Annotated in this window: 11 protein-coding genes; 8 read left to right on the top strand and 3 right to left on the bottom strand. The window is 72.5% G+C overall.

Annotated features, from left to right (window positions below; translation table 11 throughout):
- Position 1 precedes the first annotated feature (1 nt).
- From ACGFZ2_RS03175 to ACGFZ2_RS03140, 8 genes are all read left to right on the top strand, one after another.
- Positions 2–748, top strand: a complete 747-nt coding sequence (locus ACGFZ2_RS03175) for a tripartite tricarboxylate transporter TctB family protein (RefSeq protein WP_393449613.1) — start codon at positions 2–4, stop codon at positions 746–748.
- Positions 748–2,253 (top strand): tripartite tricarboxylate transporter permease, encoded by a 1,506-nt coding sequence (locus ACGFZ2_RS03170; protein ID WP_393262352.1) that lies wholly within the window; start codon positions 748–750, stop codon positions 2,251–2,253. Before ACGFZ2_RS03175 ends, ACGFZ2_RS03170 begins: the two co-directional genes overlap by 1 nt.
- Positions 2,250–2,642, top strand: coding sequence for a universal stress protein (locus ACGFZ2_RS03165; protein WP_393262355.1), 393 nt, complete (start codon positions 2,250–2,252; stop codon positions 2,640–2,642). The genes ACGFZ2_RS03170 and ACGFZ2_RS03165 overlap by 4 nt, the downstream gene beginning before the upstream one ends.
- A gap of 50 nt (positions 2,643–2,692) precedes the next feature.
- Entirely contained in the window at positions 2,693–3,853 is a 1,161-nt protein-coding gene (locus ACGFZ2_RS03160; protein ID WP_393449610.1) for an MFS transporter, read from the top strand.
- 386 nt (positions 3,854–4,239) lie between these two features.
- Complete coding sequence (locus ACGFZ2_RS03155; RefSeq protein WP_393449607.1) at positions 4,240–5,304, top strand: N-acetylmuramoyl-L-alanine amidase; 1,065 nt, start codon at positions 4,240–4,242, stop codon at positions 5,302–5,304.
- A gap of 682 nt (positions 5,305–5,986) precedes the next feature.
- Complete coding sequence (locus tag ACGFZ2_RS03150; RefSeq protein ID WP_393449604.1) at positions 5,987–6,817, top strand: inositol monophosphatase family protein; 831 nt, start codon at positions 5,987–5,989, stop codon at positions 6,815–6,817.
- Between the two features lie 178 nt (positions 6,818–6,995).
- The gene (locus ACGFZ2_RS03145) at positions 6,996–7,226 is read left to right on the top strand and encodes a hypothetical protein (protein ID WP_393449601.1); all 231 of its coding nucleotides are present in this window, start codon (positions 6,996–6,998) and stop codon (positions 7,224–7,226) included.
- Positions 7,223–8,092, top strand: a complete 870-nt coding sequence (locus ACGFZ2_RS03140) for a PhzF family phenazine biosynthesis protein (RefSeq protein WP_393449598.1) — start codon at positions 7,223–7,225, stop codon at positions 8,090–8,092. The genes ACGFZ2_RS03145 and ACGFZ2_RS03140 overlap by 4 nt, the downstream gene beginning before the upstream one ends.
- Before the next feature lie 104 nt (positions 8,093–8,196).
- Here the strand turns inward: ACGFZ2_RS03140 and ACGFZ2_RS03135 are convergent, their stop codons facing one another.
- The 3 genes from ACGFZ2_RS03135 to ACGFZ2_RS03125 are packed head-to-tail and all read right to left on the bottom strand — an operon-like array spanning position 8,197 to position 11,668.
- Complete coding sequence (locus ACGFZ2_RS03135) at positions 8,197–9,951, bottom strand: cytochrome bc complex cytochrome b subunit (RefSeq protein ID WP_393449595.1); 1,755 nt, start codon at positions 9,949–9,951, stop codon at positions 8,197–8,199.
- The gene (locus ACGFZ2_RS03130) at positions 9,948–10,811 is read right to left on the bottom strand and encodes a ubiquinol-cytochrome c reductase iron-sulfur subunit (RefSeq protein WP_393449592.1); all 864 of its coding nucleotides are present in this window, start codon (positions 10,809–10,811) and stop codon (positions 9,948–9,950) included. The genes ACGFZ2_RS03135 and ACGFZ2_RS03130 overlap by 4 nt, the downstream gene beginning before the upstream one ends.
- Positions 10,808–11,668 (bottom strand): c-type cytochrome, encoded by an 861-nt coding sequence (locus tag ACGFZ2_RS03125; protein WP_393262374.1) that lies wholly within the window; start codon positions 11,666–11,668, stop codon positions 10,808–10,810. Before ACGFZ2_RS03125 ends, ACGFZ2_RS03130 begins: the two co-directional genes overlap by 4 nt.
- Position 11,669 lies beyond the last annotated feature (1 nt).

Genomic DNA, 11,669 nt, shown 5'->3' with positions numbered 1-11,669 from the left:
CATGACCACCCGACCGGAGCGGGGCGGCGACCCGCCGCCCCGCCCGGGCGCCGCCGACGGACCGGTCACCGCGCCGGTGCCGGGCCAGCCGACCGGTCCGGACCCGGCCACGTCGGGCGGGACGCCGACGGTTCCCGGCCCGGACGTGGCGCCCGCCTCCGCGGCGGGACGGCTGGGCGCGGCGCGTACGCCGGTCGGGCCGGCGGAGCCCACGGCCGTGCCGGGCGGTCCCGCCCCGGCCGACGCGGAACCGGCCGCGACACCGCGCCGCGACCGGGCCCAGTACGCCGTCTGCGCCTTCCTCGCCCTCGTCGGCGCGCTGGTCCTCGTCGACGCGGCCCGCACCGGGCACGCGATCAGCACCGCTGACCCGATCGGCCCGAAGCCGGTGCCGATCCTGCTCGGGGTGCTGCTGCTGATCGTCGCCGCGATCTACGCGGTGGACGTGGCCCGTGGCGGCGCCGGGGAGCCGGAGGCCGGCGAGGACGTCGACTTGACCACCCCGATCGACTGGCGGACGGTGCTGCTGCTCATCGGCGCGTTCGGAGTCAACGCGGTGCTCATCGACCGGCTGGGCTGGGTGATCAGCGGGACGCTGCTGTTCTGGGGTTCGGCGTTCGCGCTGGGCAACCGGCACCACGTGCGCAACCTGCTGATCTCCGTCGCGCTGTCGTTGATCACCTTCTACACGTTCGCCATCGGGCTCGGCGTGAACCTGCCCGCGGGCGTGCTGCAAGGGATCCTGTGATGGACAACCTCGGAAACCTGCTCGACGGGTTCGCCAACGTGGTGACCCCGATGAACCTGCTGATCGCGCTGCTCGGGGTCACCATCGGCACCGCCGTCGGCGTGCTGCCCGGGATCGGCCCGGCGATGACGGTGGCGCTGCTGCTGCCGGTCACCTACGGGATGGAGCCCACCCAGGCGTTCATCATGTTCGCCGGCATCTTCTACGGCGGCATGTACGGCGGCTCGACCACCTCGATCCTGTTGAACACCCCGGGCGAGTCGTCCTCGGTGATCACCGCGATCGAGGGTAACAAGATGGCGAAGGCGGGCCGGGCCGCGCAGGCTCTCGCCACCGCCGCGATCGGCTCGTTCGTCGCCGGCACCATCGCCACCCTGCTGCTGGTGGTGGTGACCCCGCCGGTCGTGCGGTTCGCGATCAGCCTCGGCGCGCCCGACTACTTCGCGCTGATGCTGCTGTCGTTCGTGGCGGTCACCGCGGTGCTCGGCGCGTCCCGGGTACGCGGCTTCGCCTCGCTGCTGATCGGCCTGGTCATCGGCACGATCGGGATCGACGCGGTGAGCGGCCAGCAGCGGCTCACCCTGGGCATCCCGCAGCTCGCCGACGGCATCGACGTGGTGGTGGTGGCGGTCGGCATCTTCGCCGTCGGCGAGGCGCTCTGGATCGCCGCGCACCTGCGCCGCCGCGCCGCCGAGGTGATCCCGGTCGGACGGCCGTGGATGGGGAGGCAGGACTGGAAACGGTCCTGGAAGCCGTGGCTGCGCGGCACCGCGTACGGATTCCCGTTCGGCGCGCTGCCGGCCGGCGGGGCGGAGATCCCGACGTTCCTGTCGTACGCCACGGAGAAGAAGCTGACGAGGCACCCGGAGGAGTTCGGCCGGGGCGCGATCGAGGGCGTCGCCGGGCCGGAGGCGGCCAACAACGCCTCCGCCGCCGGCACGCTGGTGCCGATGCTGGCCATCGGCCTGCCCACCAACGCCACCGCCGCGGTGATGCTGGCCGCCTTCCAGCAGTACGGCATCCAGCCCGGCCCGCTGCTCTTCGAGCGGGAGTCGGGCCTGGTGTGGACGTTGATCGCCAGCCTCTTCGTGGGCAACCTGCTGCTGCTGGTGCTCAACCTGCCGCTCGCGCCCGCCTGGGCGCGGCTGCTGCGGATCCCCCGCCCGTACCTCTACGCCGGGATCCTCTTCTTCGCCTCGATGGGCGCGTACGCCGTCAACGCCCAGCCGTTCGACCTTTTCCTGCTGCTCACCCTCGGCCTGCTCGGCTTCGGCATGCGTCGCTTCGGGCTGCCGATCCTGCCGCTGATCGTCGGGGTGATCCTCGGCCCGCGCGCCGAGTTGCAGGGCCGACGGGCGTTGCAGCTCTCCGGCGGCGAGCTGCACGGCCTCATCGGCGGCTGGGTGTCCTGGACGGTCTACGCCGTGGTCCTGGTGGTGCTGCTCTGGCCGGTGCTCGGCCGCTTCGTCGTTCGACCTGTTCGCGAAAGGCTGGTGACCCGATGACGGTGCTGGTGGGGTACGTCCCCTCGGCCCTTGGTGAGGCGGCCCTTCGGGCCGCCGTGGAGCAGGCCCGGTTCCGCGACGAGCCGGTGCTGGTGGTGAACACGTCGCGCGGCGACGCCTACGTCGACCCGCGCTTCGCCCAGGAGGACGACCTGGCCCAGGTGGTGCGAGAGTTGACCGCCGAGGGGGTGCCGCACACCGTCCGCCAGCTGATGCGCGGGCGGGACGCGGCCGAGGAGATCGCGGAGATCGTCGACACGGAGGAGATCTCGCTGGTGGTGATCGGCATCCGGCACCGCACTCCCGTGGGCAAGCTGATCATGGGTTCGACCGCACAGGAGATCCTGCTTCGGGTGCCCTGCCCGGTCCTCGCGGTGAAGGCCGACTGAGTGGAGTGCCCACCACCGTTCACGGGGACCCCGGGCTGACCGGGGTCCCCGTGCGTACCCAGACGGGCCTGCTGCTCGCCCACACCGTCGTGGTGCAGGCGGTCACCTTCATGCTGCGCCCGGCGTCCGCGTACCGGGCGCTGGACCTGGACGTGCCGGCGGCCTGGCTCGGCGTGCTCGGGGCCAGCTTCGCCGTCGTGCCGCTGGTGCTCGCGGTCCCCTCCGGCCACGCGGTCGACCGGTTCGGCGAACACCGGATCGTGCTGGCCGGCTCGGGTCTGCTCGCCGCCGCCGGCGCCTGCTTCGTGCTGTTCGCCGACTCGGTCGCCGGCCTGGTCGTGGCCAGCATGGTCCTCGGCACCGGCCACCTCTTCGCGGTGGTCGGCCAACAGGCGCTGGTCGCCAACCGCACCGCGGCGGACCGGTACGACACGGCTTTCGGCTACTACACCTTCGCCGCCTCGCTCGGCCAGGCGCTCGGTCCCGGCCTCATCGTGGCCTTCGGCGGTGACCGCCCGATCCCGGACACCGGGGCGATCTTCCTCGGCGCCACCGCGCTCACCCTGCCCCTGCTGGTCGCCGCCGCGTTCCTCCGTCCGTCGGCGCACCATCGGCAGGCGGCGGGGCCGGCCGCCGGTGGGCTGGGCGGCCTGCTCCGGCAGCCGGGACTGGTGCGTGCCCTCGCGGTCAGTTGCGTCGTCCTGGCGGCGGTCGACATCACCCTGGTCTACCTGCCGGCCCTCGGTGCGGAGCGGGGCATCGCCGCCGGCACCATCGGCGTGCTGCTGGGGTTACGGGCGGTCGCGTCGATGACCTCGCGGCTGCTGCTCGGCCGGCTGGTCGCCGCCGTCGGTCGGCGCCGGCTGCTCGTCGGCACCGTCGCGATCTCCGCCGCCGGTCTCGGTCTGCTGCTGCCGCCCCTGCCGCTGTGGGCGATGGCCGTGGTGGTCACGGTCTCCGGGTTGGGCCTGGGCGCCGGGCAACCGCTGACCATGTCGTTCCTGGCCGAGGCCGCGCCGCCCGGGCTGCGCGGCCGGGCGATGTCCCTGCGCCTCACCGGCAACCGGCTCGGCCAGGTGCTCATCCCGAGCGCCGCCGGTGCGCTCGCCGCCGGCGCCGGGGCGGCGGGCGTGCTCGCCTGCACCGCCGCCGGCCTGGCCGGCGCGGCCGTCGCCGCGGCCGGCCTGCACCGGCCGCCCCCGGAACCCTGAGCGCGGCCCTCGCTCGCCGAGTGGGGGAATCGGACCTGACGTGGACACCTGGACGACCACCGCCGGCGAGAACGTCTGCGCGCCCGGTCGCTTTCCAAGATCACGAACACGTAAACGTCCTTCCCGAACACATCGACGGTGGTTACAGTCTCCGCCGTGAGGCTTCCATGGACTCCACGCGCGTTGCCGGCGGCGGCAGCAGACGTTGCCGCCACGTCGGCCGAGCGCGCATGCCACCGCTGAACGCGGCCCTTCGACGACGTGGCGTCATCGCGCACGCTCACGTACGCGAGGTTCGCCGGGCGGAGGCAGACGGCGCCAGACCGGTGCCGTGGTGGGCGCCTCACAACTCCCCCAGTGCTCATCCCTCCGTCTGAGAGGCACCCATGCTCAGCAACACCCCCCTGCGGCGCCGTACTCTGTTGGCCGCCGCGGCCGGCGCCGCATTCGCGCCCGTCGTCGCCGGCCAGGCCCGGGCCGCGATCCCCCGCGTCTACATCGACCCGGGGCACGGCGGCACCGACCCCGGCGCGGTCGGTAACGGCCTGCAGGAGAAGGCACTCACCCTCGACATCGCCCTGCAGCTGCGCAGCATCCTGCTGGCCAACTGGAGCGTCGACGTGCGGATGTCACGGACGACCGACGTCACCCGCAGCCTCACCTACCGCACCGACGACGCCAACGCATGGGGCGCCGACCTGTTCGTGAGCGTCCACATCAACTCGGGCGGCGGCACCGGCTTCGAAAGCTACCGGTACCCGACGGCGGACTCGGCTACGGTCAACCTGCACAACGCACTGCACTCGAGGGTCCTCTCGGGCATGCGGACGATCGGTGGGGTCGCCGACCGGGGCCAGCGGACGGCCAACTTCCACGTGCTCCGCGAGACCACCATGCCGGCGGTCCTCACCGAGAACCTGTTCATCGACACCGTCGCCGACGCGAACCTGCTCAAGCGGGCCGACTTCATCACCGCCACCGCCCACGGGCACGCCCAAGGCATCGCGCAGTACCTGGGGCTCGGCAGCACTCCCCCGCCCGCATACAGCACCATCGTGGACAACGCCACCGCGGGTCGCTTCAGCGCGAGCACCAACTGGGGCACCTCGACCTACTCGGCACAGCGGTACGGAGCCGACTATCGGTTCGCCAACCCGGTGGCCGCGAGCGACGCGGCATGGTTCAAGGTCAGCATTCCGCAGTCCGGCAACTACCGCGTCGAGGTGCGGCACCCGGCGGACCCCGGCTACAACAGCGCGACGCCGTACGTGATCGTCACCGCGGCGGGAAACCAGACGGTGCACGTGGACCAGCGCACCAACGGCGGCGTCTGGCGTTCGATCGGCACCTTCAACCTCGCTGCCGCCGACCGCAACCTGGTCGGTGTGAGCCGTTGGAGCAGCGCCGGCGGATACGTGATCGCCGACGCGGTACGGGTCACCCGGGTCTGAGGCGCCGGACTCAGCGGTGAGGGGGAGGGCGTGGCCCGTGCACTGTCGCGCTCCGCGCCCTCCCTCGCGGAGTGATGTGTCGGCGTGGACAACGTGGGCGGCCGGACCGCGTAGGCGTACCCGTCGTAGGACTCGTCTCGCCGACGGTTCCAGCAGCAGGCCCTGGCTTCAGGAATGCGACGACCAGAACTGCCTCGGATACGTCAACAGTTCCGCCCTGCCTTGGGTGCGGCGGGTTCTCGGATTCGGCCAAACGGGGCGCGAGCGCGGTGGCGCGACCGATCCCGTTCGCCGTACCCGTCACGAATGCGACCTTGCCCGCGAAGCTGGCGCCAGCCGTCCTGTCCATCACTGGTTCCTTTCCGCGTTGGAACTCACTCAGCGCGGCGTTCGCTGCCATGGCGGTCGCCCTCCCAGGGGTGGCGCGGTTCGTCAGGGATTGAGGAGGACCTTGATGGCCCGACGCTCGTCCATGGCCTTGTACCCCTCGGCGGCTGACCCGATGGTCCCTGACCGGGCTCCGCTCGGCCGGCCTGCGGCCGAGCGGAGCCCACGGCCCCGAGGACCAGCTACCTGCTGGAGCAGATCGCCCCGCACCATGCTCGCCGGAGAGCTGCTCAGCGCGCCTCGCACGGGCGGAAGCGGGCGGTCGGTGGCCCCGAGATAGGCAAGGATAGTGCCCATGGAAAACGACCTTCTGCTTGCTCGACGTGCCGCCCTGACCGGTGCCGCAGTGGGTCTGCGGTATTTCGCGGCCCTCGCTCAGCTTCCCCGGCAGCTGAAGTCGGACGGCAGCGTAGTGACGGAAGCCGACCGCGCCGTCGAAGCCGCCATCCGAGAGGTCCTGGCCGACACGCGGCCCGACGACGCCGTCCTGGGCGAGGAAGCCGGGCAGAGCGGTGGGGGCAGCCGTCGCTGGATCGTCGACCCGATAGACGGCACCGCGCTGTTCGTCGCCGGTGACAACCGGTGGTTGGTGCTCGTCGCGTTGGAAGAGGCTGGCGAGATCGTCGTCGGGGTGGCCGCGGTTCCCGCGCAGGGGAAAGTCTGGTGGGCGCAGCGGGGCGGCGGCGCGTTCCAAGCGGACTTCTCCGGACTGACACTGACCGACGAGCGACGGATCACCGTTGACGGCGACAGGCCGGACATCCTGCGCGGAAGCCGACTCGGCGTGATTCCCACCGACGATGAACTCTTCCAGGCTGAACGCGAGATGATCGCACCGCTGAGTGCCATGACGTCGACCGCGCCGTGGAGCACCCATGCTGCACTGCTCGTCGCGTCCGGGCAGTTGGACCTCGCCGTCCAGACCCGGGGACAGGTGTGGGACTACGCGGCTACGTCGCTCATCGTCGAGGAGGCTGGTGGGCGCTTCAGCGGGCTTGACGGGCAGGCACAGCCCGCCCCCGGGCCGGCGCTGTTCGCGCGCAGCGGCCTCGTGCACACCGCGGCACTGCAGGTCCTCAACACCGGCGCCGACCGGTTGGCGGACGACCACCGATCGATGCGCTGAGCAGCAGCCCGCCAGCCAAGCCCTTCGACCTTCGCCGACTGCCGCTGCCGCGCTCTGCCACAGTAATCACACCCGGTGAACGCTGATGGTCACCACGACCAGGTGGCCGGGCCCGAGGCCGGTGCCGGGCGCTGCGTTTGTCGGCGGCAGCGAAGGCGAACGACCGCGAGGCGGTACCGTGTCGGAAACCGAAGCGCTGGAGAAGGCGGGCGGAATCGACTTGCAGCACCGACCGACCGAGCTGCCGAAGGCCCGCATCGCCGAGCAGCAACCGGATACCGCGTACGCCCTCAGCGCGCTCGGGCACGACGCCCACCAGGCGCTGTCCCCACTTGTCCGCTGGTCCGACGACTGGGCCGGTGCCCTCGCCGGCCACGCGGCAGTTACCGGCGAAGGAATGCCGGCTTGACTAACTTCTCCCGCCGCGATGTGACGATCGTCGACGCCTGCACGCTCCGGGGACAAGGCGGCAGCCCCACCGCCGTGCTGGTCGACGACCCGGCGCTCGACGATGGCGCACGCCGCGTGGCGGTTCGCGATGCAGGCACCTCACACGCGGCGTTCGTGGACACGGGCACGGACACTGTCCGGTTCTTCACCACGCATGGCGAACTCACCAACTGCGGGCACGGCACCGTGGCCGCTCAAACGTTCCTGCTGCGCCGTCGCGGGGCAACAGAGCATCACGGGCACCAGCGGACCGGCGGCCGCATCTTCGGCACCACGGCGGTCGAGCGCGACGACGGCATCGAGGTGTGGTTCGACCAGGGCCTTATCGGTCTTCAGGACGGCGTTCCCGCGGGCCTCGACGGGGTCCTCGGCGCCCTCGGTATCGGGCCGGACGCCATCGCCACGAACGACACCCCGACCGTCGCATCGCCGGGAACGCCGCGACTGCTCGTGCCCGTCAAGACGGCGCCGATCCTGCGCTCGCTGCGACCGGATCTGCCCCGGCTCGCCGCTGAATGCCGCCGCCTCGGTTACCTCGGCTGCTTTGCCTACACGATGTCTCCGGTCAACGGCAGGGCGATGGCGCGCATGTTCGCGCCCGCCATCGGAGTCGGCGAGGATGTGGTCAACGCCAACAGCAGCGGATGCCTCGCCGCGCATCTTCATGTGACACATGGCCGGAACAGCGTCGAAGTCGAACAGGGACACTCTGCCGGACGTCCGTCCCTGGTGTTCGCCACCGCGACGACCACCCGTGAGGGCATCCTGACCCGGGTCGGCGGGACGGCCGTTGTCCGAAGCAGACTCGAGGGCACGGCGGCCTGACGCATCCGGGCCGTCCGGGCGGGGGTGGCCAGGATGGCGACGAGCGTCAGCGCACCGAGTCCAACTCCGTGGAATCCACCACGATTCCGTCATCGCCGTACCGGTCAGTCCGACGGGCCCGACCGCCCGTCCGGCCCGTCGCGGTCCGGGCCGGAACGGGCCGGTTTGCGCGCCCGCCGCCGCTGGGCCAGGGCCGTCACCAGCAGGGACACCCCGAGCGCGGCGTCGCCCCAGCGGCGCAGCGCGGACCGGAGGCCGGGAGCCGGCGGCGGGGGCCCGGGAACGACGACGCGGCCCACCCCCGGGTACGCCAGCCGGGACGCACGGGCCACCTCCTGCTCCGACTCCCCCGACAGGTTGCCGTGGATGGTGACGTCCCGGGCGTCGTCGCGGTAGCGCCAGCGCCACAGGTCGCCCTCGGACCACATCTCGATCCGCTCGCCCGGCAGGGTCGCCTGTGCGGCGGATTCGGGCGGCTGGTCCGCCCGCCCCGCGTCGCCGCCGCGGCGAGGCCCACCGACGGCCCGCCGCAGGTCGGCGCGGGTGAGATCGCCGATCCCGGCGGCGTCGCCGCGGTTCAGGGCCCGCGCCACCAGGTACGCGAGCAGCCCGGCCGCCACGGGCAGCAGCAGGACCAGCACCTGCAGCAGCGAGCGCACGTCATGGGTCGGCACGTCCAGCAGCCGGGCGACGATGTCGTCGCCCGCGGCGACGGTCAGCACCCCGTAGAACGTGATGGCGGTTACGCCGATGCCGGTGCGCGCGGGGTGGTCGCGGGGGCGGTCGAGCAGTTGGTGCGGCCGGCGGTCCTTCGTGCGCAGCCGCTCGGCGAACGGCCAGGCGTACAGGGCGAGGAAGGTCAGCCCGCCCAGCACCACCCCGGGGACGAACGGGGCGGGCACGAGGTACCCGGCGATTCGGATCTCCCACGGCGGGAAGAGGCGCAGCGCCCCGTCGCCGAAGGCGACGTACCAGTCGGGTTGGGCGGGGGACGTGGCCTCGGACGGTTCGAACGGTCCGTAGATCCACACCGGGTTGATCTGCACCAGCCCGCCGAGGGCGAACAGCACGGCGAGCACCCAGGCGAACAGGGCCAGCGAGCGCAGGGCGTAGCTGGGCCAGAGCCGGGAGCCGACGACGTTGTGTTCGGTCCGTCCCGGACCCGGGAACTGGCTGTGCGTCTGCCGCACGATGATCGCCAGGTGGATCGACACCAGCGCGACGAGGAGGGCCGGGACCAGCAGCACGTGGCTGACGAACATCCGGGGAATCATCTCGTCGGAGGGAAACTCGCCGCCGAGAGCCAGGAACGCCAGCCACGGCCCGACCAACGGGACGGACTCCGTCACCGAGACGAGGATCCGCAGGCCCATACCGGAGAGCAGATCGTCCGGCAACGAGTAGCCGGTGAAGCCGTTGAACAGGGCCAGGGCCAGCATGGTGACGCCGATCAGCCAGTTGATCTCGCGCGGCTTGCGGTACGCCCCAGTGAAGAAGATCCGGCTCAGGTGCACCACGATCGCGGCGACGAAGACCAGCGCCGCCCAGTGGTGTGTCTGCCGGATCAGCAACCCGGCAGACACGTCCCAGCTCAACCGCACCGTCGAGGCGTACGCGGCGGAGGTGGGGACGCCGTCCAGCGGCGCGTAGCTGCCCTGGTAGACGCGGTCGGCGGCGCTGGGGTCGAAGAAGAGGGTCAGGTAGACGCCGGTGAGGATCAGCGCGACGAACGAGTAGAGCGCGATCTCGCCCAGCATGAACGACCAGTGGTCGGGGAACACCTTGGCCAGGGCTCTGCGGGCGACGGGAGACAGCCGCAGCCGGTCGTCGAGGGCGCGGGCGAACCGGTCGACGATCACGGCCGGCCCCAGAAGCCGGCGCCGGGTGGGGCGGTGAAGTCACCGGTGGCGCGCAGGTGGCCGTCCGGACCGACCTCGATCGGCAACCCGGGCAGCGCTCGGGCGGCCGGGCCAGACACCGGACGGGCCGCGGCGAGCAGGTCGAACGAGGACTGGTGGCAGGGACAGAGCAGTTGCCCGGTACCTGCCAGGTAGAGGCGGACCGGGCAGCCGGCGTGCGTGCACAGCAGCGAGTAGACGACCAAGCCGTCGAGGTGACCGCCGGCCGGTGGCCGGGTGAAGCGTCGCGGGTCGAGACGGACCGCGAAGGCTGGCCCGTCACCGGCGTCGACGTCGCCTTCCGGGAAGACCACGACCATCGTGTCCGCCGGCACGTCCTCGGGGCGCAACAGTCGCCCCTCGCGGGTCACCAGCCGCACACCGGACCCCCAGGGCGTGTCCTTCCGTGCCGTCACCGGGCGGGCGCGGTCGAACGGCAGCAGGGAGCGCAGCGGGAAGAGCGCGGTGACGCCGAGGGCGGTCAGCGCCAGCCCGAGCGCGGCGAGCGGGCCACGGCGGCGCAGCGGGCTGTCCTCGGCCGTGAACTCCGCCGCCGCCAGCGCCTGCGTGCGCGGCGGAGGGGTGAACCCGGCGTGCTCCTCGACGTAGCCGCCGGACGGCACGAGCCGCCGCCCCCAGACCGCGAGCCCCACGGCCAGACCGGCGAAGGCCACCGCGAGCGAGACGCCCTCCCACTGCGTCTGGCCGCCGAGGACGTAGGTCACCGCGAAGCCGACCGCTCCGGCGGCGCTGACCAGGAAGGCCGTGACGATGCGGCGGGTCACACCCCGGTCGGGCGGCGGTGCACCGCTGTCGCTCACTCGCCAGCCCTCCCGCCCAGCCAGCGCGCCGCCGCGACGAGCAGTCCCAGCACGACGATCCACGCCACGAGTCCCTCAGCCAGCGGGCCCAACCGGCCCAACGGGTTCCCGCCCCGGTCCAGCCGGTCGCTCTGCAACCTCCGCACGTAGGTGACCACGTCGTTGACCTGCTGGTCGCTGAGAACCTGGCTGGGAAAGACCGGCATCAGACCGGGACCGACCCGCACCGCCTCGGCCACCTGCACCGCGGTCGCGTCGTACAGGGGTGGGGCGATCGATCCGTCGGTCAGGTACGCGCCCGCCCCGGTCGCGCCGTGGCAGGGTGCGCAGGTGGCGGCGAAGATCTCCCGGCCGTTGGTGACGCTGCCGGGTGCGACCTGGGGGATCTGCGGGCCGCCGCCGAAGGTGCCGACGTGGCCGACCAGCGCCGCGATCTCGCCGGCCGAGAACACCGGCTCGGCACGTCGGGGCTGCTGCTGCTCGGTCGAGAGCGGCATCCGGCCGGTGGAGACCTGGAAGTCGACCGAGGCGGGCCCGACACCGATCAGGGAGGGCCCCCGCTGGGCGCCCTGGCCCTGCGGGCCGTGGCAGCTGGCGCAGTGCTGCCGGTAGAGCTCGGCGCCGTGGTCCGTCGGTGCCGACACGGCCGGTGCGGACGTGGACGCCGCCGACGTGGCCGGTGCTGGCGTGGCCGGTGCGGACGTGGCCGGTGCGGACGTGGCCGGTTGGGGGTCGGGCTGCGCCGCGACGCCGGGTCCGGCGGCGAGCGTCAGCACGGCACCGACGGCGAGGGCCCGCCGGGGGTGCAGCCGCACCCTGCGGCCCCGTCCGGCGGTGATCGTTGCTCGTTGGTCCACG

Origin of the sequence: Micromonospora sp. NPDC048063 (assembly GCF_043202855.1) — a bacterium.
Classification (GTDB): Bacteria; Actinomycetota; Actinomycetes; order Mycobacteriales; family Micromonosporaceae; genus Micromonospora.
The sequence above is the reverse complement of the archived record's forward strand: the minus strand, read 5'-3'. Positions and strand labels throughout refer to the sequence as shown.